This window comes from Amycolatopsis sp. NBC_00345, from assembly GCF_036116635.1.
Classification (GTDB): Bacteria; Actinomycetota; Actinomycetes; order Mycobacteriales; family Pseudonocardiaceae; genus Amycolatopsis.
This window is the reverse complement of record NZ_CP107995.1, coordinates 9,735,348-9,760,716: the sequence shown is the minus strand read 5'-3', so window position 1 is coordinate 9,760,716 and position 25,369 is coordinate 9,735,348. Positions and strand designations below refer to the sequence as shown.

At 68.8% G+C, this 25,369-nt stretch carries 19 protein-coding genes; 3 read left to right on the top strand and 16 right to left on the bottom strand.

Annotated features, from left to right (window positions below):
- Window positions 1-4: 4 nt before the first annotated feature.
- From OG943_RS44605 to OG943_RS44535, 15 genes are all read right to left on the bottom strand, one after another.
- The gene (locus tag OG943_RS44605; RefSeq protein WP_328606899.1) at window positions 5-1,009 is read right to left on the bottom strand and encodes a sugar phosphate isomerase/epimerase family protein; all 1,005 of its coding nucleotides are present in this window, start codon (window positions 1,007-1,009) and stop codon (window positions 5-7) included.
- Window positions 1,006-4,101 (bottom strand): ThuA domain-containing protein, encoded by a 3,096-nt coding sequence (locus OG943_RS44600; RefSeq protein ID WP_328612338.1) that lies wholly within the window; start codon window positions 4,099-4,101, stop codon window positions 1,006-1,008. Before OG943_RS44600 ends, OG943_RS44605 begins: the two co-directional genes overlap by 4 nt.
- A 103-nt stretch (window positions 4,102-4,204) precedes the next feature.
- Window positions 4,205-5,578, bottom strand: a complete 1,374-nt coding sequence (locus tag OG943_RS44595) for an alkaline phosphatase family protein (RefSeq protein WP_328606898.1) — start codon at window positions 5,576-5,578, stop codon at window positions 4,205-4,207.
- Complete coding sequence (gene eboE / locus OG943_RS44590) at window positions 5,575-6,657, bottom strand: metabolite traffic protein EboE (RefSeq protein WP_328606897.1); 1,083 nt, start codon at window positions 6,655-6,657, stop codon at window positions 5,575-5,577. Before eboE ends, OG943_RS44595 begins: the two co-directional genes overlap by 4 nt.
- A complete protein-coding gene (locus OG943_RS44585) occupies window positions 6,654-7,517 on the bottom strand; it encodes a TatD family hydrolase (RefSeq protein ID WP_328606896.1) in 864 nt (287 codons plus the stop codon). The genes eboE and OG943_RS44585 overlap by 4 nt, the downstream gene beginning before the upstream one ends.
- Before the next feature lie 2 nt (window positions 7,518-7,519).
- Window positions 7,520-9,064 (bottom strand): EboA domain-containing protein, encoded by a 1,545-nt coding sequence (locus OG943_RS44580; protein WP_328606895.1) that lies wholly within the window; start codon window positions 9,062-9,064, stop codon window positions 7,520-7,522.
- The gene (locus OG943_RS44575; RefSeq protein ID WP_328606894.1) at window positions 9,061-9,924 is read right to left on the bottom strand and encodes an SCO3242 family prenyltransferase; all 864 of its coding nucleotides are present in this window, start codon (window positions 9,922-9,924) and stop codon (window positions 9,061-9,063) included. Before OG943_RS44575 ends, OG943_RS44580 begins: the two co-directional genes overlap by 4 nt.
- Window positions 9,925-9,980: 56 nt before the next feature.
- Window positions 9,981-11,138, bottom strand: a complete 1,158-nt coding sequence (locus OG943_RS44570; protein WP_328606893.1) for an inositol-3-phosphate synthase — start codon at window positions 11,136-11,138, stop codon at window positions 9,981-9,983.
- A gap of 106 nt (window positions 11,139-11,244) precedes the next feature.
- Entirely contained in the window at window positions 11,245-12,423 is a 1,179-nt protein-coding gene (locus OG943_RS44565; protein ID WP_328606892.1) for a Gfo/Idh/MocA family protein, read from the bottom strand.
- 40 nt (window positions 12,424-12,463) lie between these two features.
- Entirely contained in the window at window positions 12,464-13,519 is a 1,056-nt protein-coding gene (locus tag OG943_RS44560) for a substrate-binding domain-containing protein (RefSeq protein WP_328606891.1), read from the bottom strand.
- 22 nt (window positions 13,520-13,541) lie between these two features.
- Window positions 13,542-14,561 carry an ABC transporter permease gene (locus OG943_RS44555; RefSeq protein WP_328606890.1) on the bottom strand — a complete coding sequence of 340 codons (1,020 nt, stop codon included), beginning with the start codon at window positions 14,559-14,561 and terminating at the stop codon, window positions 13,542-13,544.
- Entirely contained in the window at window positions 14,558-16,060 is a 1,503-nt protein-coding gene (locus tag OG943_RS44550) for a sugar ABC transporter ATP-binding protein (protein ID WP_328606889.1), read from the bottom strand. The genes OG943_RS44555 and OG943_RS44550 overlap by 4 nt, the downstream gene beginning before the upstream one ends.
- On the bottom strand, window positions 16,057-17,301 hold the full coding sequence (locus OG943_RS44545; RefSeq protein WP_328606888.1) for an ROK family transcriptional regulator: 1,245 nt from the start codon (window positions 17,299-17,301) through the stop codon (window positions 16,057-16,059). The genes OG943_RS44550 and OG943_RS44545 overlap by 4 nt, the downstream gene beginning before the upstream one ends.
- 247 nt (window positions 17,302-17,548) lie before the next feature.
- Window positions 17,549-18,751 carry an ROK family transcriptional regulator gene (locus OG943_RS44540; RefSeq protein WP_328606887.1) on the bottom strand — a complete coding sequence of 401 codons (1,203 nt, stop codon included), beginning with the start codon at window positions 18,749-18,751 and terminating at the stop codon, window positions 17,549-17,551.
- On the bottom strand, window positions 18,748-20,235 hold the full coding sequence (locus OG943_RS44535) for an MFS transporter (RefSeq protein ID WP_328606886.1): 1,488 nt from the start codon (window positions 20,233-20,235) through the stop codon (window positions 18,748-18,750). Before OG943_RS44535 ends, OG943_RS44540 begins: the two co-directional genes overlap by 4 nt.
- Window positions 20,236-20,393: 158 nt before the next feature.
- Between OG943_RS44535 and OG943_RS44530 the strand changes: the two genes are divergently transcribed.
- Together OG943_RS44530 and OG943_RS44525 are read left to right on the top strand one after the other, a co-directional pair.
- Window positions 20,394-20,957, top strand: coding sequence for a TetR/AcrR family transcriptional regulator (locus tag OG943_RS44530; RefSeq protein ID WP_328606885.1), 564 nt, complete (start codon window positions 20,394-20,396; stop codon window positions 20,955-20,957).
- Window positions 20,958-21,188: 231 nt separating this feature from the next.
- Window positions 21,189-21,833 (top strand): DUF222 domain-containing protein, encoded by a 645-nt coding sequence (locus OG943_RS44525; RefSeq protein WP_328606884.1) that lies wholly within the window; start codon window positions 21,189-21,191, stop codon window positions 21,831-21,833.
- A gap of 26 nt (window positions 21,834-21,859) precedes the next feature.
- On the opposite strand, the gene OG943_RS44520 is transcribed toward OG943_RS44525, so the two are convergent.
- Window positions 21,860-23,143 (bottom strand): IS256 family transposase, encoded by a 1,284-nt coding sequence (locus tag OG943_RS44520; protein WP_328606883.1) that lies wholly within the window; start codon window positions 23,141-23,143, stop codon window positions 21,860-21,862.
- Window positions 23,144-24,061: 918 nt separating this feature from the next.
- On the opposite strand from OG943_RS44520, the gene OG943_RS44515 reads away from it, so the two are divergent.
- On the top strand, window positions 24,062-25,288 hold the full coding sequence (locus tag OG943_RS44515; protein WP_328606882.1) for a cytochrome P450: 1,227 nt from the start codon (window positions 24,062-24,064) through the stop codon (window positions 25,286-25,288).
- The last annotated feature ends 81 nt before the right edge of the window (window positions 25,289-25,369 follow it).

Sequence of the window (25,369 nt, the reverse complement as noted above, 5' to 3'; positions counted from 1 at the left end):
GACCTCACTTCTGGTTGCTGAAAGCCGCGTCGAAGGCCGCCGCCGGCTTGTCGAACAAGAGATTCCGCAGGTAGGTCACGGCTTCCGCCGCGCCCCGCAGCCGGTCCATGCCGGCGTCTTCCCACTCCACCGAGATCGGGCCGGTGTAGCCGATGGAGTTCAGCGCGCGGAAGCAGTCCTCCCACGGCACGTCGCCGTGCCCGGTCGACACGAAGTCCCAGCCCCGGCGGGGATCGCCCCACGGCAGGTGCGAGCCGAGCCTTCCGTTACGGCCGTCGAACCGCTTCCTGGTGTCCTTGCAGTCCACGTGGTAGATCCGGTCGGCGAAGTCGAGGATGAACCCGACCGGGTCGAGGTCCTGCCAGATGAAGTGCGAAGGATCCCAGTTCAGCCCGAACGCCGGACGGTTGCCGACGGCTTCGAGCGCCCTTTTGGTGGTCCAGTAGTCGTATGCGATCTCCGACGGGTGCACCTCGTGCGCGAACCGGACGCCGACCTCGTCGAAGACGTCGAGGATCGGGTTCCACCGGTCTGCGAAGTCCTGGTAGCCCTCGTCGATCACGGCCTGCGAAACCGGCGGGAACATCGCGACGTACTTCCAGGTCTTCGAACCGGTGAAGCCGATCACCGTGTCCACGCCGAGCTTCGCCGCCGCGCGGGCGGTGTCGGCCATCTCCTTCGCCGCCCGCTGGCGAACGCCCTCAGACTCACCGTCACCCCACACCCTCGACGGGATGATGGCCTGGTGGCGTTCGTCGATCGGATCGTCGCAGATCGCTTGTCCGACAAGGTGATTCGAGATGGCGTGCACCTTGAGGCCGTGCTCGGCGAGCAGGCGCAGCCGCCCCGGCACATAGTCCTCTTCGGACAGTGCGCGGTCGACCTCGAAGTGGTCGCCGGAACAGGCGATCTCGAGGCCGTCGTAGCCCCATTCGCCGGCAAGCTTGCACACCTCGGTGAACGGCAGGTCCGCCCACTGGCCGGTGAACAGGGTGATCGGACGGCTCATGAGGTCTCCTCGAAAGTGATCGCATCCAGGTCGTACAGTCCGCCGGAACCGCCGCGGAACACGAGGAACAGCGGGGCGGTGCCACCGGGGTCGGTGATCGCGGCCGGCGCGAGGTCGGCGTAGGTGTCCCAGCCGCCGGTGTTCCCGACGGTGACGGTCTGCACCAGCGGGCCGTCCAGCGCCCCCGAGTGGACCTCGATCGTGCCGCCGGTTCCGCCGGAGGAGACCCGGTAGCCGATGCCGCTGACCCCGACCAGGTTCACCGGGTCGAACTTGATCCAGTCGCCGTTCTCGATGTGGCCGACGCGCTTGCCACCGCTGGCCTCCGCGTGCCCGACGACCTCGATCCCGCTGGACTCGTTGTAGAACTCCGCCTGCTTCAGCTTGGGCTGCAGCAGGGATTCCGCCTCACCGGACAGCGCCGGGACGCCGTTGCCACCCGCGTCGGTGTAGCTCGCGTTGATGACGCCGAACACGTCGGCGTCGAGGCCGTGGCCTTCGTCGGCCGGGGTGGCGATGGTGCCCTCGCAGCCGGTGGCCCGGCTCAGCGGATGGCCGTGGCCCTCGTGCCCGAGGATGTACTCGACCGTCACTTTGGCGCAGTCGATCGGGTTGTCCTCCGCGTCGGCCACCTCGACCTTGAACGGCACCGTGTCGCCGAAGCTGAACACACTGCCGTTGACCGGAGTCTTCAGCGTGACCACCGGGGCCGTGTTGCCGACGGTGACCACGACGCTCGCCGCGCCGGTCAGCCCGGTGGCGTCGGTGACCGAAAGCTTCGCCGTGTACTGGCCGTTTGTGGTGTAGGTGTGGGAAACCGGGGTCTGCTCGGTGGAGTCGGTCGTGCCGTCACCGTCGAAGTCCCAGGCGTAGGTGAGGGCGTCCTGGTCGGGGTCGTGGGTCCCGGCCGGGTCGAACTTCACGGTCAGCGGCCCCTGCCCGGACGTCCGGTCCGCGGCCACCTTGACCTCCGGCGTGCGCCGGCCCTTGGTGTAGTCGATGCGGTAGACCGCGGATTCCGCCGAGCCGCCGAAGTAGCCGGTGCCGTAGTCGAGGACGTAAAGCGCGCCGTCCGGGCCGAACTCGATGTTCATCGGGCGGGTCAGTGTCATCGAGTCGAAGAACGGCTTGATGGCGCCGCGTTCACCGTTAGCACCAACGGTGATCTCCTTGATCCAGCCGCGTTCCCACTCATAGGCGAAGGTCTTGGCGTCGAAGTACTCCGGGAACTTCGTCTGTGACGCGTTCGCCGCGTCGTAGTGGTAGACCGGGCCGCCCATCGGTGATTCGGCGCCGGTGCCGAGTTCCGGTACCGAGCCGCCGTCGTAGGGGATCCAGGCCTTTTCGACCGGCGGCAGATCGGTCAGACCGGTGTTGTGCGGGCTGGTGTTCTTCGGTGCGGCGCAGTTGAAGGCCGCGCCCGACTGGCCGGTCGCGAAGTCGTAGTCGACGAACGGCTGGTTGTCGCCGACGCAGTACGGCCAGCCGAAGTTGCCCGGCTTCTTGATCAGGTTGTACTCGACCGTGCCGCCCGGGCCGCGGGCCGGGTCGGCCGCACCGGCGTCGGGACCGTAGTCGCCGAGGTGGAGCCAGCCGGTCTTGCGGTCGACGGCGAACCGGAACGGGTTGCGGAAGCCCATCGCGTAGATCTCGGGCCGGGTCTTGTCGGTGCCCTCGGCGAAGAGGTTGCCCTGGGGCACGGTGTACGCGCCGTCCTCGCCGACCTTGATCCGCAGCACCTTGCCGCGCAGGTCGTTGGTGTTGCCCGCACTGCGCTGCGCGTCGTACACCGGGTTGCGGTCGGCCCGCTCGTCGATCGGGGTGAAGCCGTCGGAGGAGAACGGGTTGGAATCGTCCCCTGTGGACAGATACAGGTTCCCCTGTGCGTCGAAGTCGATCTCGCCGCCGGCGTGGCAGCAGATGCCGCGCTCGGCCGGCACCTGCAGGACCTTCTGCTCGCTGGTGAGGTCCAGGGTGTTGTCCTCGGCCAGCTTGAACCGCGAAAGCTGGTTGTAGCCCTTGAACGGCTCGAAGTCCGCCGGGGTGCCGGTCTCCGGCGCGTCACCGGCCGGGGTGCTCAGTGTGGGCGCGTAGTACAGGTAGACCCAGCGGTTGTTCGCGAAGTCCGGGTCGATGGCGACGCCCTGCAGCCCGTCCTCGTCGTGGTTGTAGACGGGGATCTGCGCGGCCAGCTTGGTCGTCGCGCTGGAGCTGGTGTACCAGACGCGGCCGTCACGCGAGGTGTGCAGCACGTCGCGGTTGGGCAGCACGGAAAGCGCGATCGGCTCGCCGAGCTTCTCTTCGCCTTTGGCCAGGGTGATCTGGTCGAAGTCCGCGTCGACCGGGTCCGCTTGGGCCGGCTTGCCGCAGCCCGCCTCGCTCAACTTGGTGGCGTAGCGGATGCCGCCCGCGAGGTGGGCGCGGAAGGCCGGGTCGGCGTAGGACTCCTTGGTGTGGCCGCCACCGGTGTACCAGGACCGGCCGCCGGAGTTCTCGTGGCACCAGGCGATCGGGTGATCGCCCATCGCGTCCGCGCCGGGCTGGTAGCTCTTTTCGTCCAGGCTGGCCAGCACGTGGACGTTGCTGCGCGGGTTCTGCCGGTAGTTGTACCACTCGTCGGCGCGCGGCCAGGTCTCCGGAAGATCCTTTGTGGACACGTGGTCGCGGTCTTCGACCTTGACGTCGGCCTGCTGGATGTTCGGATGGGACTTGAAGTACGCCCCGACCAGGTCGCCGTACCAGGGCCAGTCGTATTCGGTGTCGGAGGCGGCGTGCACGCCGACGTACCCGCCGCCGGCCTTCACGTACCGCTCGAACGCGGCCTGCTGGTCCGCGTTCAGCACGTCACCGGTGGTGGAAAGCCAGACGACCGCGCTGAACCGCTTGAGGTTCGCGTCGGTGAAAGCCGCCGCATCCTCAGTGGCCTCCACGCCGAAATGGTTCTCCGCGCCCAGTTCCTGGATCGCCCGGATTCCTTCGGGGATCGAATCATGGCGAAATCCCGCGGTCTTGGAGAATACGAGCACCGTCGCCTCTTCGTGCGCCGGTTCGGCCTCCGCCGGTAGCGCGATGCCGGTCAGAGCCGTGACCATCGACGCGACGAGCACGCCGAGCCGTCGTTTCAAAGACATAGCTGTAGCGATCCTTCCAATGAGCGGCAGCGATCAAAGAACCGGACGCGGTGGAGCTACTCTCCTATTTCAAGCCTTGTAGGGACAACAACAATGGGTGGACGCCAGTCGCGCCGATACGGCCGGACGGCTGAAAAGCGGGGTCCGAACACAGCAGCACCGGACCGTCTTCGGCGGAATCCGGAAGCCGCCCGTGCGAGCCGCGCACCCAGCGCGGATCGGTCGGGACGACGTCCATCGCGTAGCGCAGCCCGGCGAACTTCTTCGCCAGGTTGAGCCCGGCCCGCGCCTTCGCCAACTTGTCCTCCGGGTCGAAGAACAGCTCGGCCGGGTCGTACCCGGGTTTGCGGTGGATCTCGACACCACGCGCGAAGTCGGGCTTACGGTCATCGTCGAGCCAGTAGTAGTACGTGAACCACGAATCCGGTTCGGCCACCGCGACCAGCTCACCCGCGCGTTCGTGGTCGATCCCGTACTTCGCCTGCGCCTCGCGGTCGAGGACCTCGTCGACGCCGGCCAGCTCGCCGACGATCGACCGGACTCGCTCCACATCGGACTCATCGCGGACGTAGACGTGCGCGACCTGGTGGTCGGCGACGGCGAACGCGCGTGAGGCCCACGGGTCGAGGTATTCCATCCCCGCCTGGGTGTAGACCTCCAGCAGCCCCTCGCGACGCAGCACGCGGTTGATGTCGACCGGCCGGCGCACGTTCGTGATGCCGTATTCGCTCAACGCAACCACGGTCGCCCCGGCATTACGGGCGTCGTCGAGCAGCGGGGCCAGCGCGTTGTCCAACTCCCGCGCGGCGTGCGCCGCTTCGGGTCCGTCGGGGCCGAAGCGCTGGAGGTCGTAGTCCAGGTGCGGGACGTAGGCCAGGACCAGGTCCGGCCGCCGCTCGCGCAGGATCTGCCGCGCCGCGCCGATCACCCATTTGCTCGACTTGAGCGACGCCGTCGGGCCCCAGTACTGGAACAGCGGGAACTCCCCCAGCTCACCCGTCAGCCGGTCGTGCAGCTCGGGCGGCCGCACGTAGGCGTCCGGCGACTTGCGGCCGTCGGCGTGGTAGATCGGCCGCGGGGTCACCGTGACGTCGGTGGACATCCCCATCGCGTACCACCAGCAGACGTTCGCCGCGGTGTACCCGGGATGCGCCGCGCGCGCGGTCTCCCAGAGCTTCTCGCCGCCGACGAGCCGGTTGTGCTGGCGCCACAGGAAGATCTCGCCGAGTTCGCGAAAGTACCAGCCGTTGCCGACGATCCCGTGCTGGGCCGGCATCAGCCCGGTGAGGAACGTCGACTGCGCGCTGCAGGTGACCGCCGGCAGCACCGTGCCCAGCTCCGCCTGCCAGCCCTCGCGCGCCACCGCGGACAGCTTCGGCATGTCCCGCAACGCCTTCGGGGTCAGCCCGACGACGTCGATCACCACCAGCGGCTTCACGCGGAAACCCCTTCCCCGACAAGGTTGCTCTGAGCCCATTCGACTTCGGCAGCGATCCCACCGACCAGGTCCCCGGCGTCCGGCAGGACACTCCAGGTGTAGGTCTCCACTTCGACGTGCGGCGCATCGGTCAGACCGGCGGCCACCGCGCGCAGCACCTCCGTCGTCGTGCTGAGCGGCGCCGCCGGCTCCTGGTGCAACGGCATGTGGAAGTGCACCCGCCACGGCCCCTCCCCCGGCAGCTCGGTCCACGCCTCCGGCAGATCGTCGGACTGGTGCACCACCCCGTCGGCGCCGAGTTCCCGCACCTGGTGCAGGTACCGCGGTTCGGCGAAGGCGGCCAGCGCGTCGCGCGCCTCGGCCGGCTTCTCCACGTGCAGGGCCGCGGAAGCCTGCACCTTGACGACGTCCAGCCCGGACTTCGCGATCGCCGCCAGGGTTTCCGCCGGGTCGGCGAACGAGACCGCGAGGTGGCAGGTGTCCAGGCACAGCCCGACGTATTCCGGGTCGACGCGGCCCGACAGCCAGCCCAGCGCGTCGGCCACGGTGTCCAGCACACAACCCGGCTCGGGTTCGACGGCCAGCCGGATCGGCCGGTCGCCGGTGGCCCGGATCGCCTGGACGACCTGTTCGAACGCCTCGGCCGCACGGTGGTCGTCGTGCTCGGTCCACGGTTCGCGCCAGGCGAGCGGGAGCGTGGAGATGCTGCCGTACGACGCGTCTTCGGCGAGCAGGTCCGCGAGCACCGTCACGCAGTCGATCGTGTAAGCCGCCCGGTCCTTGCTGGTCCACGATGGACGGTAGACGGCTTGCTTGACGACCTCGTCGTGGAAACCGCCGTACGGGAAGGCATTGAGCGTGTACACGGCCAGCCCGCGGGCGTCCAGCTCGGCCCGGAATTTCCTGCGTGCATCGGCGTCGTCGGCGAGCCCGCGCGCAACCGGAGCGGACAGCCAGAGCCCGACACCGAGCCGGTCGGCGCCCAGCCGCTCGCGCACCGGCAGTGCGTACCGCTCCAGTTGCGCGACGATGCCGTCAACATCCTCGGCGGGGTGAACGTTTGTGCAGTAGGAGATCATTTGCGCGCCCCCCGCAGGATCGAGTTGCCCGCGAACTCGCTCGCCTCGCCGGTGAACCCGGGCAGCGGGTCAAGCGTGAGCCGGCCGCTCTGGCCGTAGAAGGCGACCGGGTTCTCCCACAGCAGCTGGTCCACCTGCGCCTCGGTGAAGCCGCCGTCGAGCATCGCCTGCCCGGTCTTCGCGGTCTTCAGCGGATCCGAGCGGCCCCAGTCGGCGGCCGAGTTGACGATCATGTTGTCCAGGCCGTACTGGCGCAGGATCTCCACCATCCGGTGCTCGTCCATCTTGGTGTCGGGGTAGATGGAGAACCCCATCCAGGCGCCGGAGTCCTTGACCAGCTCGACCGTGACCTCGTTGAGGTGATCGACCACCACCCGCTCCGGCGCCAACCCGGATTCGCGGACGACGTCGAGCGTGCGCTTGGTCCCTTCCAGCTTGTCGCGGTGCGGGGTGTGCACCAGAACCGGGAGTTCGTGCTCGACGGCGAGCGCCAGCTGCCGCGCGAAGACCTCGTCCTCTTCCTTGGTCATCGAGTCGTAGCCGACCTCGCCGACCGCGACCACGCCGTCCTTGGCGAGGTACCGCGGCAGCACGTCGAGCACCTCGACGCACCGGGGATCGTTGGCTTCCTTGGGGTTCAGCGCGATCGTGCAGTGGTGCCGGATGCCGAACTGCGCGGCGCGGAAGCGCTCCCAGCCGATGAGCGCGTCGAAGTAGTCGGTGAACGAGCCGACGCTGGTACGGGGCTGGCCGAGCCAGAACGCGGGTTCGACGAGGGCGCGGACACCGGCCGCGTACATCGCCTCGTAGTCGTCGGTGGTCCGGGAGGTCATGTGGATGTGGGGATCGAAGATGCGCACAGTTATCGACCTTCCTTACTAATCCGACCGAAAGTAGGCGGATACGGTCTGCAGCCGACCTGCTCATCGGAACCCGTTTCCGCCGTGGCTGCCGTCGGATTAGTAAGCAACGGCACAGTTAGCAGCGCTAGGGCGTCCGCGGGCACGTCACGTCCGGCCGCCCGGCGTTCGTCGGCAAAGTCGGCGAGCATCCGCCGCAGCTCCTCGTCCGCGCGGGTTTCGAGACTCGCGACGGCAGCGAGCGGAACGCCGGTGAAGACGCATTTCAGGACCCCGTGCCGCCAGGCGTGCGGCTCCAGGTGACGCGCCGCGAAGGCGCCCATGGCGGCGGCGACCAGCCGAATATCGTTGGCGCGCAACGCTTCCGCGACGATCAGCTGTCCGGCCGCGCTGATCTTGCCCTCGATGACCCCGTCCTCGACGAGCTGGTTCAGCCCGCGCAGGACGCCGCGCCGCTCGGCGTCGTCGCCGTACCGGTACAGCTCACCCAGCTCGGCCGCCAGCTTGTCGGCCGTCAGTTGCTGCGCGAGCACGGTGATCAGCCGGGCCCGGGCCTGGTCGTCGACGGTCCCGTCGACCAGTCCCTGCGGATCGGTCTCGGGGCTCAGCGGCGCGCGGCCGACCTCTCGGCCGACGGCCGGAAACAGCGAGCCGATGACCGACGGCTGCTCCCGGATCCGGCGTTCGGCCCGGCCCAGCCACGTATCGGGCGCGGTTTCGACCGGTCGCGCCGCCCGCAGCGCCTCGATGGCCCGCCTCGCCACGTCCGGCGCGGCATGGCTGTGCCGGGGCAGTTCGACCGCGGCCAGCCCGGTGTAGCCGATCTCGTCGAGCGCGGCGAGCGTGGCGGGCAGGTCCAGCTGTCCGTCACCGAACTCCAGGTGCTCGTGGATGTTCGGGACCATGTCGTCGAGCTGCACGTTCCACAGCAGCGGCCCGGCGATCCGGACGCATTCGGCCGCGTCGGCCGGTTCCACGGCGACGCAGTGCCCGACGTCGAGCGTGACGCCGAACAGCTCCGGCGCGCCGAGTTCCTCACGCAGGTCCAGCACCTGGCTCAGGTGTTGCACCAGGTGCCCGGGCTCGGGCTCCATGGCCAGCCGGACGTTCAGCCGGCCCGCGTGCTCCAGCACCGCGGCGACCCCGGCCCGCAGCCGGACCCAGGCGAGGTCTACGTCCACTGTGGACACACCGGACCAGAACGAGACACAGTCCGCGCCGAGGTGCGCCGCGATCCGCAGAGCGCGCACCAGGAAGTCGATTCGCGGCGCGGATTCGTTGGACAGCAACGTCGGCGAGTGCTTGTGCCACGGGTCGAGCAGGTACCGCGCGCCGGTTTCGATCACCACGCGGTTCAGCCCGAGCCCACAAAGCCGGGCGGCGACGTGGTCGACGCGCTGGGCCAGATCGTCGGCGAACGGGTCGAGGTGGTCGTGGTCCAGCGTCAGCGCCACCCCGGTGTAGCCGAGGTCGGCGATCACCGCGAGGGCGTCGTCGAGCCGGTGGTTCGAGAACCCGTTGGTGCCGTAGCCGAGGTGGAAGGTCATGTCGGGCTCACCTTCCGCGACAGCCTGCGGGCGATCGGCAGCGCGGCCGCGACCAGCGCCGCCCCGAACACCGAGTGCTTGGCCGCGATCGAGGCCTGCAGCGGGACCATGCCGTGGATGCCGGTTTTAGTGGCGTTACGGACCACCTTCGCCGACGGGTCACGGACGGCGTCCGCCTGCGCCCGGCCGACGAAGCCCGCGTAACCCGAGCCCGCCGCGACCGACACCAGCCGGTTCCACCGGGTGCAAGCCGGGCCCGAGACTGCCAACGTTGTCGCGACACCGCTCGCGGCGAGCGCGGCACGGGCGGTGTTCGGGTTCGCGCCGTGCACCTCTCCGGTGGACAACGCGGTGACACCGAGCGTGTGCACGCCCACCGCCGCCGCGGCCGTCGCCGCTCGCCGGGTTTCTCCGCCCGCGCCGAGCAGGACGTCGAGTGCGCGGCAGACCGCCATCGCGACCGGGCCGGCCGGGGTCGGCTTGAACACGGTGTCGTAGGCCCACACCGAAACCGCGAGCGGGACCGCCACCCGCATCGCCGACCGGCCGCCGCCGAGCGCGGCCAGGCCCAGCCCGGCCCCGGTCAGCGCGGCCCCGGTGCCGAGCGCCGCGCCGGGGCTCACGCGCCCGGACGGGATCGGCCGCTCGGGCCGTTCCACGGCGTCGAGCTTCCGGTCCGCCCAGTCGTTGAGGGCCATCCCGGCCCAGTAGAAGGCGACCGACGAGAACGGGAGCAGCAACCGCCGCCCGGTCATCCGCAGCCCGGCGGCGGCGGACCCGGCGACAGTGTCACCGAGCACGGTCAGCGCGGCCGGCGCGCGGACCAGCTGCACGTAATCCTTGAGAGCAGGGCTCTTCACCGCTGGCACCGGCACAGCTGTGGGTTTGACTGATGAGGGTTGGACAGCGGGCGCCTTCACAGGGTCGCCGCCCAGTCGGTCAAACGGCGGGCCTGCTCGGCGAACCGGTGTTCGTCGCTGCCCAGCGGGTCCTTGAAGAAGAAGCCGAGTTCGGTGAGCGCCCCGGTCAGCCCGGCCGAGTGCGCCGCGCCCACCAGCCGGGCGAGGTCGAGGATCAGCGGTGCGGCGAGCGCCGAGTCGTAGCCGGTCCAGGTGAACTGCAGGCTCATCCGCGCGCCGAGGAATCCCTCGAAGGACACGTGGTCCCAGGCCGTCTTGACCTCGCCGAGGTCGGGCACGTTGTCGATGTGCAACGGCGCGGTGACGTCGTCGCCGAGCAGCGCCGCCAGCCCGCGGGCCTTGGATTCGAGCTTGCTGCCGACGGTCACCGGGTCGGCCAGCGTCTCGCCGTCACCGCCGCCGAGCAGGTTGGTGCCGGACCACGACCGGACCTTCAGCGCCCGGGCCGAGAACATCGGCGCGAGGACGGTGCGAAGCAGGGTCTCGCCGGTCTTGCCGTCGCAACCCGCGTACGGCAGGCCTTCCCGCTCGGCGAGCTGCCGCAACGCGGGCAAGGTGATCCCGGCGGACGGCGTGAACCCGACGTACGGGCTGCCCGCCTTCAGTGCCGCGTAAGCCGAAAGCGAGCTGGGCGGAAGGACGGCGCGGGCCGGGTCGGCCAACGCTTGTTCCAGCGCGTCGAGATCGTCGTGCTCGGGAAGGTGAGGGCACGGGGCCTCGGTGGACGAAATGTCGATCACCACAACCCGCGCGAGGTCGTGCCGGGCGGCGAAGGACCGGATGTCCGAGGACAGCCGCTCGGCCGCTTCGGCCTGCGCACCCGTGTGCGTCGCCGGGTGATAACCGTCGCGGATCTCGGCGTCCACCTCGGCCAGCCCCGCCCGTATCGCCGCGAACACCGCGTGCCCGAGCACCCCGGCCCCGGCCAGCTGCTCGGCGCGCTTCTCCAACGGCGTGGCCACGATGTCGTGGCCCCCGATGACCAGGTCGTCCCAGCCGGGCAACGGCGCCGAGGCGAACGCGGGCAGCTCGGTCACACAGCCGGTCGGCCCGGCCACCCCCGCGCGCAGGGCGAGCAGCCCGGCCGTCGCGGTCGTGGCGACCGATCCCCTCGCTCCTACCAGCCAAAGGCCGGTGCGCTCCTGAGCAGGCATACCCTCCACCTTTCCCAGCCGCGTCCCGACGCGTGATCGGGCACTTCGGCTCGAACCAGTCGTAGTGATCTCTTCACCTGCGACTTCGGCTGGATCGACTTGTCAGTTACTCCCTTTTCGCGGTGGCCACCGGTCCGGCGTCCGGAACCGTGGTCCACCGGGCCTCGTCGGCCGAGCTCCGCTCGACCGCGTCGAGCACCTGCTGCACCCTCAGCCCGTCCTCGAACGACGGCTCCGGGTCGGTGCCGTCCCCGATCGCGGTGAGCAGGTCGGCGACCTCGTTGGTGAACGTGTGCTCGTAACCGAGGAGGTGCCCCGGCGGCCACCACACCCCGACGTACGGGTGCTCGGGCTCGGTGACCAGGATCCGGCGGAACCCGGCCTCGGTCGCCGGCTCGGTGCCGTCGAACCAGGACAGCTCGTTCATCGATTCGAAGTCGAACGCCAGGCTCGCCTTCGTCCCGTTGACTTCGAGCCGCATCGCGTTCTTGCGGCCCAGCGCGTACCGGGTCACCTCGAAACCCGCCACCGCCCCGCCGGAGAGCCGCCCGAAGAACAGCGCGGTGTCGTCGACCGTGACCTGCCCCAGACCGCCGTCGCCGTCCGGCCGTTCCGGCACGAAGGTGTTCATCAGCGCGGACACCCCGGTGATCCGGTCACCGGTGACGAACTGGGCGGCGTCGACGATGTGCGCGCCGAGGTCGCCCAGCGCCCCCGAGCCGGCCTTTTCCTTGTGCAGCCGCCAAGTCATCGGCGACTGCGGATCGGACAGCCAGTCCTGCAGGTACACCGACCGCACGTGGCGGATCTCGCCGAGCGCCCCGCTCGCGACCAGCTTGCGGGCGTGCGCGAGCGCGGGCACCCGGCGGTAGTTGAAGGCGACCATCGACCGGACGCCGCGTTCGCGGGCCTTCGCCGCCGCCTCGGCCATCGCCTCGGCTTCGGCCAGGGTGTTGGCCAGTGGTTTCTCGCACAGCACGTGTTTCCCCGCTTCGAGCGCGGCGATCGCGATCTCGGCATGGCTGTCCCCCGGCGTGCAGATGTCGACCAGGTCGACGTCGTCGCGGGCGATCAGCGCCCGCCAGTCCGTCTCCACGTCCGCCCAGCCGAACCGCTCCGCCGCGGCCTTCGCCCGTCCTTCGTCACGGCCGCCGAGCACGGCGAGTCTCGGGATCAGCGGCGGGTCGAAGAACCGGTGGACGTTGCGCCAGGCGTGCGAATGCACCGCACCCATGAACGCGTGGCCCACCACGGCGATCCCGATCGTTTCCCTGGCCGTGCTCATGCCCCTCCTCAAATCCGCCTGCGGTGTCGCGATTTCCCGGTCAGGAGTCGAAACCGACGTCCAGGTACTGGTCGACGTTCTCCTTGGTGACCACCGCGGAGTACGTGGTGATCTCGGACGGGATCTCGTGCTCGGCGAAGTCGCTCGCGCCCTTGTTCTGGCCGAGCAGCCGCGCCAGCGCGATCGCCGACGAGGCCATCGACGGGCTGTAGAGCACCGTCGCCTTGAGCGGCCCGGAGTCGGCCTTGATCAGGTTCATCGCGTTCTTCGAGCCGGCGCCGCCGACCATGATGAACTCGCTGCGGTTGGCGTTGCTGAGCGCCGCGACGACGCCGACGCCCTGGTCGTCGTCGTGGTTCCACAGCGCGTCCAGCTTGGGTGCCGACTGCAGCAGGTTCGACGTCTGCTGCTCGCCGGACTCCGGCGTGAACTGCGCGGAGACCCGCGGCCCGACCTTGAAACCCTGACGGGCCAAGGCATCCTTGAAGCCGCGGCTGCGGTCCTGCGTCAGCGGGAGCGAGTCGATGCCCGCGACCTCGCCGATGATCGGACTGGTGATGTTCTTCGCCTTCATCTGCTGGGCGACGTAGCTCCCGGCGTTGACGCCCATCCGGTAGTTGTCGCCGCCGATCCAGGTGCGGTACGCGAGCGGGGTGTCGAAGACGCGGTCCAGGTTGATCACCGGGATGCCGGCGTCCATCGCCTGCTGGCCGACGGCGGTGAGCGCCTTGCCGTCGAACGGCAGGATCACCAGGACGTTGACCTTGGCGTTGATCAACGTCTCCACCTGGGAGATCTGCTGGTTGACGTCGTTGGTGCCCTCGGTCGCGTTGAGCGTGACCTCACTGAACTTCCCGGCCTGCGCGCGGGCGTTCTTGGTCATGGCCGCCATCCAGCCGTGGTCGGCGGCGGGCGCCGAGAACCCGATGGTGACGGGGGTGCCCGGCTTGGCGTTGTCCCCGGCGCTCGCGACGTTGGCGCCGGCGTTCTCCTGCGCCGGTGCCTGGTTCGAGGTGCACGCCGTGAGCAGCGCGCCCGCCCCGACGGCCGCACCACCGAGCAGGAATCTACGACGGTGCAGGGATTGTTCGGTCATGACGGCTCTCCATCCACGGTGACTACGGGCTCGTCTTGGTTTTATTGGAGCGGGATCGGAACTGGAGCAGCGCGGCCAAGACGATGATCACGCCCTTGGCGATGTTCTGGATGTCGGTGTCCAGGTTGTTCAGGGTGAAGATGTTGGACAGCACGGTGAAGATCAGCACGCCGATGAGGGTGCCGATGAGCGAACCGCGGCCGCCGGTGAGCAGCGTGCCGCCGATGACCACCGCGGCGATGGCGTCGAGTTCGTAGAGCATGCCGTTGGTCGAGGCGCCCGCGGTGGTGCGGGCGACGACCATCAGCGCGGCGATGCCGCAGCACAGCCCGGCCACGCCGTAGACCAGCGCGGTGTGCCGTTTGACGTTGATGCCGGCCAGCCGCGACGCCTCCGCGTTGCCGCCGACCGCGTAGGTGCGGCGGCCGAAGGTGGTGCGGTTCAGCACGACCCAGCCGACGGCGAACACCAGCGCGAACATCCAGATCAGCACCGGGATGCCGAGCAGGTTCCCGCGGAAGAAGTCGAGGAAACCGGGGTCCGAGACCACCTGGGTGCGGCGGCCGCTGATGCGTTCGGCGAGCCCTCGGGCCGCGACGTACATCGCGAGGGTCGCGATGAACGGCACGATCTTCCCGTAGGACACCAGAATCCCATTGACCAGCCCGCACCCGAGCCCGACGAGGGCGCCGCAGACGACCATCACGACCGGGCCGTAGGACTGGGTGGCCAGCGTGGTCAGCCAGACGCTGGAGAGCGCGACGATGGACCCGACGGACAGGTCGATCCCGCCGCTGATGATCACGAACGTCATCCCGACGCTGACCACGCCGATCGCCGCGGCGAGCCGCAGGATCGTCGAGATGTTGCCGTCGGTGAAGAACTGGTCGGGCCGGGTCAGCTGGCCGACGAGGCACAGGACCACCAGCACCCCGGTCAGCCCGAGCAGCCGGGGATCGGCTCGCCAGGCGAACCGCTTCTGCTTGGGGGCCAAGGGTTTACCGGGGTCGGTGACCCGGACCGACTCGGCTTGGTCAGTCATGCCGCACTCCCCTCGAGAATCACGTCGAGCACGTCCGCCTCGGTCAAGTCCGCGGACGGCCTCGTCGCCAGGACACGTCCTTCGCGCAGCACCAGCACCCGGTCGGACAGTCCGAGTACCTCGGGGATCTCGCTGGACACCAGCACGATCGCCACCCCGGTCGCGGCCAGCTCGCTGATCAGCCGGTACAGCTCGGCCCGCGCGCCGACGTCGACGCCGCGGGTCGGCTCGTCCAGCAGCAGGACCCGGCAGCCGCGGACCAGCCAGCGCGCGAGCACCGCCTTCTGCTGGTTGCCGCCCGAGAGCGTGCGGATGATCCGCGTCGGGTCGGCGGGCCGGAGGTCGAGGCGCCGCAGGCTTTCCCCGGCGTCGTCGAGTTCCCGCGACCGGTCGGTGAAGCCGAACTTCGCGTACCGGCTGAGGCTCGCGAGGGTCACGTTGTGCACGACGGGCAGGTCCAGCAGCAGGCCCTGGCTCTTGCGTTCCTCGGGTGCCAGGCCGATCCCGGCCTTGACGGCGGCGGAGACGCTGCCCGGCCGGACCGTTTTCCCGTCCACGGTCACGGATCCCGCGTCCGGCTTACGCGCGCCGAAGACCGTCTCCAGCAGTTCGCTGCGGCCGGAGCCGACCAGGCCCGCGATGCCGACGACCTCACCCGCGTGGACGGTGAAGCCGATGTCCTCGAACTCGCCCTTGACGGTGAGGTGCTCGACCTTGAGAACCTCGGTGTCGCGGTCGATGTGGGCCTCGTGGCGAGGGCCGAACACCGTCTCGACCTTGTGCCCCGCCATCAGCCGGACGAGTTCCGACGTCGGCGTCTCCTTCGCGTCGAGGTCGGTGGCCACGGTCTTGCCGTCCTTGAGCACGGTGACGCGGTGCCCGATCCGCCGCAGTTCCTCGAGCCGGTGGGAGATGTAGACGATCGCGACGCCTTCCGCGGTCAGCTCGCCGACGATGCGGAACAGGTTGTCGACCTCTTCACCCGCCAGCGCCGCGGTGGGCTCGTCCATCACGAGCAGCTTGGCGTCGTGCGCGAGCGCCCTGGCCATCGAGACCAGCTGCTGGCCGGCGGCGGACAGTGTGCCGACCTCGGTCGACGGGGTGATCTCGGGGTGCCCGAGCCGGGCGAGCAGTTTCGCGGCCAGGCCACGGGATTCGCCGATCTTCGTGAAGCCGAAGCTCGCGCGCTCGCGGCCGAGGAAGATGTTGTCGGCGACGGAAAGCCCCGGCACCAGGTCGAGTTCCTGGTACATCGTGGCGATGCCGATCTTCAGCGCGGCGACCGGCGAGGGCAGCGTGACGGGCTCGCCGCGCCAGGTGATCTCGCCTTCGTCGGGGCGGTGCGCCCCGGCCAGCACCTTGATCAGCGTCGACTTGCCCGCGCCGTTCTGGCCCAGCAGGCAGTGCACCTCGCCGGGCTCGACGTCGAAGTCGACTCCGTCGAGCGCGCGTACCCCCGGGAAGGTCTTCACGATCCCGCGAACGGAAAGCAAAGTCATGCCGGCGCCTCCTCGGTACTTGTGGAAGAACTCGTGGCGAACGGGACCAGCGTCGGGTCGGCGAAAAGCCGTTCGGTGGCCAGGTGCGCGGCACCCCGCAGCGCGGCGGTGGTGCCGAGCGGGGACGGCTCGACCCGGCAGGACGGCTCGTGGCCGAGCGGGCGCGCGGACAGTTCCCGGCGCACCGGCTCGACCAGCCACCGGCCCAGCGCGGCGAAATACCCGCCGAGCACCACGACGTCGGGGTCGAGCACGTCGACCACGGTGACCACGGCGACCCCGAGCGCGACACCGAGTTCCGACACCGCGGCGACCGCGCGCTGGTCCCCGTGCAACACGCGGTGCTTGAGCAGCGCGACGCGGCCGTCGACGCCCAGCGCGGGATCGTGCAGCGGATCGCCCGGTGAAGCCGCGGCGCGCAGCACGGCGTTCAGCCCGGCCTTGGTTTCGAGGCAGCCGGCTCGCCCGCACGGGCACTGCTCGCCGGACGGGTCGACGGTGATGTGCCCGACCTCGCCGGCGAAACCCCTGGCACCACGCAGAATCGAGCCGCCGGAGACCAGCCCGCCGCCGACGCCCATGCCGCCGCTGAGGTAGAAGAGTTCGCGGACACCCGCGCCGATGCCCGCGACCGATTCGCCGACCGCGCCGAGGTTCGCTTCGTTGTCCACCACGATGGCGTCGGCGGTCAGGCCGAGCCGGGCGGCCATGAGGTCGGCGATTTCCGCGTCGCGCCAACGCAAAGTGGGCGCGAACCGCAGCACGGCCGCGGCTGAATCGACCAGTCCCGGCACGGACACGGTGACCCCGACCGGCTGCTCGCCGGCCAGCACCTGCCCGGCGAGGAACGCGAGTTCGTCCATGCTCCGGTGGAGGCCGAGTGCCGCGACGTCGGCGGTCTCGGTGCGCTCCGCGATGACGCGGCCTTCGAGGTTCGTGACGACCGCGGAGAACCGGTCGGCCTCGACACTCAGCGCGAGCCCGTACGCGCTTTCGGCGTTCAGCTCGACCAGCTGGCTGGGCCTGCCGTTGCCCCCGGCGAGCATCCCCGCCGCGCGGACCAGCCCGCGGCCGGACAGCTCCGTGACCAGCCCGGAGACCGCGGCCTTGGTGATCCCGCACCGGGTGGCCAGCTGGGTCCGCGACAGCGGGCCCGCACGGAGCGCCCGCAGGAGCGCCGCGAGGTTCGCCGTGCGTGGGCTGACCGGTGCGTGCTGCTGCCCGGGATCAGTCGCGGCCACACTGCCCTCACTTACGACTCAGCCGTAACAAACTTTGTTACTTAGGGAGCGAAAGTAGGGTGACTGCTGTCACCCGTCAAGGTGACAACAGGACAGAAACCACCCCATTCACCCGAATAGCCGTCCGATTTATGGCGAACTTTCGCATCTTGAGTGCAAAAGCGTGTACCGATTCGACGTTACTTACGGGGTTCGGACGGCTGCGCACCGTGCCGTCCGGCGCTTGCCGGGGAGGTGTCGGGGGGCCTCAGCTGCTGAGGGTGAAGGCCTGATCGGTGGCGGACCAGGCCGCGCCGATGACGCCGGCGGTGTCGCCGAGTTCGGACAGCACGATCGGGAGGTTGCCGGTCGCCAGCGGCAGCGAACGCCGGTAGACCGAGCTGCGGATCTCGGCCAGCAGCTGGTGCCCGAGCTGCGCCACGCCGCCGCCGATCACGACCATGCCCGGGTTCACGAAGCTCACCAGTGACGCGACCACCTGGCCGAGCCGCCGTCCGCCGTCACGGATCAGGTTGACCGCGCCGAAGTCCCCCGCCGCGGCCGCGCGGCCGACGTCCCGCGCGGTGATCACCCCGCGGTCCGCGACCACGTCGGCGAGGTAGGCCGACCGGCCGCTGCGCGCGAGCGTCAGCCCGTCGCGGGCCAGCGCGGCCCCGCCGAAAAACGCCTCGAGACAGCCGACTTCGCCGCACGCGCAGGTCGGCCCGTAGTCGTCGAGCCGGATGTGCCCGATGTCGCCCGCGGTGCCTGCGACCCCGCGGTACACCTTGCCGTCGAGCACGATCCCGCAGCCGATCCCGGTGCCGATCTTGACGAACACCAGATCGTCGATCGACCGCGCGACCCCGGCGTGCCGCTCCCCGAGCGCCATCGAGTTGACGTCGTTGTCGACCGCGACCGGGCAGCCCAGCAGGCCGCCGAGGTGATCACGCACGGAAAACCGGTCCCAGCCCGGCATTATCGGCGGGGCGACGGGCATGCCCTCGGCGAAGCTCACCGGCCCCGGCAGCCCGATCCCCGCGGCGATCAGCTTGCCCGGCACCTCTTCGCGGATCTTCGCCGCCAGCTCGCCCACGCGCTTGAGCACGACGTGCGGCCCTTGCCGGACATCACCGTCCTCGACGGTGTGCACCAGCACTTCGCACGACGCGTCGGTCAGCGCGACCCCGATCGACGTGGCGCCGACGTCCACCGCGAGCACCCGCAGGTCCCCGGCGAGCCGCACCAGCGTCGACCGCCGTCCGCCCCGGCTCGCCGACGGCCCGGCTGTCTCGACGAGCCCGACCTCACCCAGCCGTGCGACCTCGGCTCCCACCCGGGCCCGCGGCAGCTCCAGCCGCTCCCCCAGCTCGACGCGGGACATCGGCCCCTCGTCGCGCAGCAGGGTGAGCAGCTGGGTCTGGTGCCGGGTTTCGACCATCGGATGCTCCGAGGTGGATGCCGTGCTCATTCAGCTGAGCCTACGGCGTTCCCCCCGGAGCGTCCTTGCCGAGTGTTGGGCCCCTTCAGAAAGAGCGAGAGAAGGCCGGTGGCGACGCTGACCGCGGCGACGACAAGCAGGGCGACGCGGTAGCCGTCGACGACTGACGCGGGGCCGGTGACGCCGCTGTGGCGGGTGACGGTGGAGGCGACGGTGACCAGTGCGGCGAGTCCGAGCGCGGCGCCGAGCTGACGGCACATGTTGATCAGCCCGGAGGCGACTCCGGCGTTGCGCGGCGCGACGCCGGTGGTGGCCGCGACGATCGCCGGCATCATCGTCACGCTCATCCCCGCCCCGACGACCAGGGTCGGGAGAAGCACGTGGGCGACGTAGTCCGGCCGCACCGGCAGCCGGGCGAGCCATCCCAGCCCGGCGGCGGTGACCAGGCAGCCCACCAGCACGAGCCGCCGTGGGCCGACCTTCGGGATCAGCTTCTGCGAGGCGAGGACTCCGGCGCTGATCACGGAAACCATGGGCAGCAGGGAAAGCCCGGCGCGCAGCGCGCTCTCACCCAGCACCTGCTGGAGGTAGAGCGAAAGGAAGAACAACGGTGTGGTGATCACGATGCCCATCAACAAGGTCAGCACGTTGCTCACCCGGATGTTGTGCACTGCGAACACTTCCAGCGGCAGCAGCGGCTCCGCGGCGCGGCGCTCGATCACGACAAACGCTGCGAGCAAAGCGATTCCGGCGACGAGCGCGGTGAGCACCGGGCCTGAAGCCCAGCCGTGGTCCGGGGCGGCCGAGACGCCGTAGACGATCGCGGCGGCGGCGAGGGTGACCGTGACGGCACCGGGGATGTCGATCCGGATACGGTCCCGGGAAGCCGGAGAAGGCCTGAGGCAAAGGAAAGCGGCGACGAACAGCCCGACGCCGATCGGGACGTTGACCAGCATCACCCAGCGCCAGCTCAGTGACGCGGTGAGCAGGCCGCCGAGCACAACACCGGCCGCTCCGGCGCTGGAGGCCGCGACCCCCCACCACGTCATCGCGCGAGTGCGCTGACGTGGATCGGCGTGGCTGGCGGTGATCAAGCTGAGGCTCGAAGGCGCGAGCGCGGCGGCGCCGGCCCCCTGGAGGAAACGCGCCAGCAGCAGCATCCAGCCGTCCTGGGCGAGACCGCCGAACAGGCTGGCGGCGGTGAACACGGCCAGCCCGAGCTGGAAGACCCGGCGGCGGCCGAACAGGTCACCGGCACGCGAGGCGGCCAGCAGCAGCCCGCCGAAGGTGATCAGGTAGCCGTTGACGACCCACTGCTGCGCGTTCGCCGACAGGCCGAGCCCTTCCTTCATCGCGGGAAGCGCGACGTTCACGATGCTCGAATCGAGCACCACCATGAACTGCGCCAGGCAGGCGATCACGGCGACCACCGCCACGCCCACGCCCGCCTTGGCGACCTCCTGCGGCTCGTGGTCCCGGACGGCCCCTCGTGAAAGCTGGTGTTCGAGCGGCACGTGAAGCTCCCCTGCAAGTTGTCGGACAGGCTATCCGTCAACAACATAGCCGATTCCGGATAGCCTGTCCACCAACTCCCTTGAAGGCAGCGGACGGGATCCACTAGGGTCGGTTACCGCAGGTGAGGCACGGAGTCACGCCGGATCGGAGTACCACGATGGCGTCGGGCAGCACGTCCTTCCCCACCCGGCGGGCGGCGGCCGCGCGCAACCGCGACAAGATCCTCGACGCCGCCCGGGACGCCTTCGCCGACCCCGGCGCGGAGATCTCGATGGCCGAGATCGCGCGGCGCGCCGACGTCGGCATGGCCACCCTCTACCGCAACTTCCCCGGGCGTCAGGAACTGCTCGAAGCCCTGTACGCCGAGGAGGTCGACGCCCTCTGCGAAGCGGCCGGCGAGGACGCGCCGTCCCCGAGCGCGGCGCTCATCAACTGGTTACGCCGGCTCTTCGCGTTCGTCCCCGGCAAGCGCCTGATCGTCTCGGAACTGCTGGAGCACACCGACCCCGGCAGCCCGGTCATCCACGGCAACCGCGCCCGCGCGCTGGCCGCCGGCCGGCCGTTGCTGACCGCGGCGCAGGCCGCCCGCGAAATCCGCGACGACCTGACCCTCGAGCAGGTCTTCGACATCATCGTCGCCATCGCCAAGATCCACGGCGGCCCGGACTACCTCGAGCCGCTCTTCCAGACCATGCTCGACGGTCTCCGCCGCCCGGCCTGACGGCGGCTGCTCCGCGACTTGCTCCGAAGCGCCCCACTGAGGTTTTCTCAGTTGTCGACCGAATTCTGAGTGGACCTGATAGTTGGAGCTGTTTTGTTCACTCGATTCGGTGACGTTTTTAATAGGTGGCGCCGGTAAAATTAAAGGGTGAGCTGTTATGGGAATTCTTCTTTACATGACGCCGTCGATGTTTTGTCTCGGATTCACGAACGGGCCGTTCGAATGGCACAGTTGGAGGCCGAGCAGGCTGCTGATGTCGCATTGTTCGCGGCGACAGGCGGCTCTGCCCGGTCGGTCGCGGCCGAGCTGGCGTTGGAGCTGTCGGTGACAGAACGCCGCGCGGGGGCCGATGTCGCGTTGGCGCAGGCGCTGACAACCCGGCTACCGGCGACGTTCGCGGCGTTCCAGCGTGGAGAAATCGATGGGTTCAAGGCGCGAATGGTATTCGAACCAACCATCGCGCTGTCCGATGAGATGGCCAGCCAGGTCGACGCGATTGTCGCGACCCGGCTGGCGGGGAAGAACCCGTCGTCATTGCGGGCCGCGGTGAATCGGGTAGTGCAGAAGGTGGATGCTGAGGGATATGAGCGAAGATCCCGGGCGCGACGGCGCGACCGTAACGTATGCCTGATCCATCAGGACGAAACGATGTCCACCTTGCTGTGTGACCTGCCGGTGGAACAAGCATCAGCGATCTACACCTCCCTCGACCACCAAGCACGAAGACTCCGTCGCGGAGGCGAGGCCAGGACGTTGGATCAGTTGCGTGCGGATGTCCTGGTCGACCGGCTGCTGAACCGAGCGCCGGGCGACAGCGGTGTGAAGCCCGTAGTCTACCTGTATGTGGGAGCCTGTCACGTTTTTTGTGTAAGCTAGAGGTGATTGCTTACATTTGTAGGTTATCAGAAGAGTATGCGTCCGGGGAAGATGTCGATCAGTGTGTTGAGTGCCACCTTCCAGCCGCGTGTTCCGGTTCCTGATTCACCACCGCGTTGACTGGATATGTTGCGGAGTCCGAGGTAGAGAAGTTTCATTGCGGCGTCTTTGTCGGGGAAGTGGCCGCGATTCTTGGTGATTTTGCGGAGTTGGAAGTTGATAGACTCGATGGTGTTGGTGGTGTAGACGATTTTGCGGAGTTCGGGTGGGTAGTCGAGGAATGGGATGAACTCGTCCCATGCGTTGCGCCACACGTCGACAGCGCCCGGGTATTGGGTACCGAATTGTTTGTCGAATTCGGCCAGGCCGAGCTCGGCTGCTTCGAGAGTGGGCGCGGTATAGATTTCTTTCATCGCTTTGACGATCTTCTTGCGGTCGCCGTAGGACACGAATCGCATCGCGTTGCGGATGACGTGCACAACACAAGTCTGCACGACAGTGTCCGGGAAGATCGCGTGAATCGCGTCGGGCAGGCCAGTCAGTCCGTCGCAGCAGGCGATGAGGATGTCCTTGACACCTCGGTTACGCAGGTCGGACAAGACCTTCTGCCAGAACTTCGCTCCCTCGGTGTCCTGGATCCAGCATCCCAGGGCGTGCTTGCGGCCGTCCACGTCGACCCCGATGGCCAGGTAAGCGACCTTGGTGGTGACGACCCCGTTGTCCTTGACCCGGATCCGGATTCCGTCGACATACAGGATCGGATAAACCTCGTCCAGCGGGCGCGATTGCCATGCTTTGATCTCGTCGACCACCACGTCGGTGATATTCGAGATCAATTCCCGAGACGCGTTCACGCCATACACTTCACGTAAATGCGCCTCGATATCACGTGTCGTCATACCGCGCGAATAGAGCGACAGGATCATGTCATCAATGTTGCCGATACGCCGTGCTCGTTTCGGCACGATAGCCGGTTCGAACGAGCCATTCCGGTCACGAGGTACCTCAATATCGACCGGGCCATTCGTGGTCGACACAGTTTTCCGGGACTTTCCGTTACGAGAATTTCCGGACCCATGACCTGCCGGGTCACCGGCATCGTAGCCCAAATGGTCGGTCAACTCGGCCTGCAAAGCGCGTTCCAGCACCGCTTTGGTCATCTGATTCAGCAGGCCGTCCACGCCGTCGATCGGCGTGCCGGCCGATTTCGCGTCCTTCAGCAACGCGTCAATCGTGGACGGCGAGAACGCGTCCGCGAGCCGCCGCGCCGCCGTCTCGTCACCCTCACGAGACGATGTGTCCTGAGTCACTCGGTGTCCTTTCCGACCGCCAAACCAGCGAGTCGATCTTGGTACACCTCTGACTTACACGGTTGTCATGACACGCCCCCTGGTTCACGCTGGCTGGACTGAACGAGGACCCCGCCGAACTATCCGGCTCCGGCACGATCCCCGCTTGGCTGGCGCGGACACTCGCCACAGACCCGAACTCAGTGTGGCGCCGGATCATCACCGAACCCGACACCGGGCAAGTCCTCAGCGTCGGCCGCACCCGCTACCGGCCACCCACCGCCCTCGCCGACCTCGTCCAAGCCCGGGACCGCGAGTGCCGTCACCCTGGATGCCGCCGTCCCTCGCAGTACAGCGACATCGACCACACCCAGGACTACGCGAAAGGCGGCCACACCGCCGAAGACAACCTCGCCCCACACTGCCGACGACACCACCGCCTCAAAGACGAACCAGGCTGGACCTACACCACAGAGCCCGGCGGTCAAGGCACCATCACCACACCAACAGGACGGGTCTACCCGACAACACCACCACCACTGCACGAAAGCCGAGTCAAAGACACCACAGGCGAGGCCGGGCATAAGGCAGCCGCCTGACCCGGCACAGAGTGAGCAACCGCTTGCGTTGGCTCAGGTGCATCCCACAAAGCCCCAACATTCTTCTGCAGCAGGGAAAAAAGCAGTTGCCACCGGAGCCTGATCAGCGAGGGCTGTGATGACTCGTGGAGGGCCTCTCAAGCTGAGGATCCGGTCCTCGCAGATCCAGTCCCGCCAACGCCCCACACCTCGTCTCGCGGCACCCCCACCCCAAGCCCGACTGAGGGCCAGAGCCACGAGACTGCCGCGGTGCCAGTACCGGCATCAGCCCCGTATCAGCCCCGTATCAGGCCTCTCGGTGATGGTGGTCCCTACCAAGCCACCACGAGAGGAACCGAAGATGAGTCAGCCGGTCAGCATCCCGAAGAGCCTCCCGGTGGAGCGCGACGCGAGCCCGTTCGACCCGCCGCGCGAGATCACCGGGCTGCGCGCCGCCCGCCCGGTCTGCCCCATGGTCTTCCCCGACGGCCACGAAGGCTGGCTCGTCACCGGTTACGACGCGGTCCGCCAGCTTCTGGCGGACACCCGGTTCAGCTCGCGCCAGGACCTCGGCGTGGTCCACGTGCCCTACGAGACCCCCGGCATGCCCGTCCCGACCGAGCCGTCCCCGCAGACGCCGGGCCTGTTCATCAGCATGGACCCGCCGGACCACACCCGGCTGCGGCGCAAGCTCACCGGCGCCTTCACCGTCCGGCGGATGAAGATGCTCGAAGAGCAGATCATCGACATCGTCGAGCGGCAGCTGGAGGAGATGACCCACCTGACCCCGCCGGTGGACCTGGTCAAGGAGTTCGCGCTGCCGGTGCCCTCGCTGGTGATCTGCGCGCTGCTCGGCGTCCCCTACGAGGACCGCGGGAACTTCCAGGCCAACTCCACCAAGTTCCTGGAGAAGGACGTGAACCTCGAGGACAAGATGGCCGCGTACGGCGCGATGACGGGATACCTGGCCGAGCTGGTCACGCGCAAGCGCGCCGAGCCCGGCGAGGACATCCTGTCCGATCTGGCCCGCCAGGACGACCTCACCGTCGAGGAGCTGACCGGCATCGCGTTCCTGCTGCTGCTCGCGGGCCACGAGACCACCGCCAACATGTTGGCGCTGGGCACCTTCGCGCTCCTGGAGCACCCCGAGCAGCTGGCCGAGCTGCGGGCCGACCGGGACCTGCTCCCCGACGCCGTCGAGGAGCTCATGCGCTACCTGTCCGTCGTCGACATCAACTACCGCTACGCCACCGAAGACCTCGAACTCGGCGGCGAAATCATCCCGAAGGGCTCCACCGTCGTCGTCTCGATGCTGGCCGCCGACCACGACCCCCAGCGCTTCGACAACCCCGACACCCTGGACATCCACCGCAAGGCCCGCGGTCAGCTGGCGTTCGGCCACGGCGTCCACCAATGCCTCGGCCAGCAGCTGGCCCGCACCGAGATGCGCGCCGGCTTCGAGGGACTGCTGCGCCGCTTCCCGACCCTCAAGCTCGCCATTCCCGCCGGCGAGGTGCGGCTCAAGACCGACATGAACATCTACGGGGTCCACGAGCTGCCGATCACCTGGACGGAAACGGCCCAGTAGCGCCCGGGTTGCGTCAGCTACTGACACGATGTATCGTCAGTGACTGTCACTAATATGTGACAGTCACTGACGGCGGCTCGC